At 53.8% G+C, this 1,196-nt stretch carries 1 protein-coding gene; it reads right to left on the reverse strand.

The window, feature by feature from the left end; translation table 11 throughout:
* Positions 1–147: 147 nt before the first annotated feature.
* Positions 148–1,128 (reverse strand): IS5-like element ISKpn26 family transposase, encoded by a 981-nt coding sequence (locus GF617_RS26875; protein WP_000019441.1) that lies wholly within the window; start codon positions 1,126–1,128, stop codon positions 148–150.
* Positions 1,129–1,196: the final 68 nt, after the last annotated feature.

Genomic DNA, 1,196 nt, shown 5'->3' on the forward strand with positions numbered 1-1,196 from the left:
GGAAGGTGCGAATAAGCAGGTCATTTCTTCCCAAGCTGACTCGCTGATTAAAATTTCGCGGATCTGGGCCGATTTTTTTCCCGCAAACACATCGAATCAGCCTATTTAGGCTATTTTTTCCACCATTTCTGGCGTTATTTCCGGTTTTTACTGAGATCTCTCCCACTGACGTATCATTTGGTCCACCCGAAACAGGTTGGCCAGGGTGAATAACATCGCCAGTTGGTTATCGTTTTTCAGCAGCCCCTTGTATCTGGCTTTCACGAAGCCGAACTGCCGCTTGATGATGCGAAACGGGTGCTCCACCTTGGCACGGATGCTGGCTTTCATGTATTCGATGTTGATGGCCGTTTTGTTCTTGCGCGGATGCTGCTTCAAGGTTTTTACCTTGCCGGGACGCTCGGCGATCAGCCAGTCCACATCCACCTCGGCCAGCTCCTCGCGCTGTGGCGCTCCTTGGTAGCCGGCATCGGCTGAGACAAATTGCTCCTCTCCATGAAGCAGATTACCCAGCTGATTGAGGTCATGCTCGTTGGCCGCGGTGGTGACCAGGCTGTGGGTCAGGCCACTCTTGGCATCGACACCAATGTGGGCCTTCATGCCAAAGTGCCACTGATTGCCTTTCTTGGTCTGATGCATCTCCGGATCGCGTTGCTGCTCTTTGTTCTTGGTAGAGCTGGGTGCCTCAATGATGGTGGCATCCACCAAAGTGCCTTGGGTCATCATGACGCCTGCTTCGGCCAGCCAGCGATTGATGGTCTTGAACAATTGACGGGCCAGTTGATGCTGCTCGAGCAGGTGGCGGAAATTCATGATGGTGGTGCGATCCGGCAGGGCGCTATCCAGGGATAATCGGGCAAACAGGCGCATGGAGGCGATTTCGTACAGGGCATCTTCCATGGCACCGTCGCTCAGGTTGTACCAATGCTGCATGCAGTGAATACGCAGCATGGTCTCCAGCGGATAGGGCCGTCGGCCATTGCCCGCCTTGGGATAAAACGGCTCGATGACAGCGGTCATATTCTGCCATGGCAGAATCTGCTCCATGCGGGAGAGGAAAATCTCTTTTCGGGTCTGACGGCGCTTAGTGCTGAATTCACTATCGGCGAAGGTGAGTTGATGGCTCATGATGTCCCTCTGGGATGCGCTCCGGATGAATATGATGATCTCATATCAGGAACTTGTTCGCACCTTCC

Source organism: Lelliottia sp. RWM.1 (genome assembly GCF_016859735.1).
Taxonomy (GTDB): domain Bacteria; phylum Pseudomonadota; class Gammaproteobacteria; order Enterobacterales; family Enterobacteriaceae; genus Enterobacter.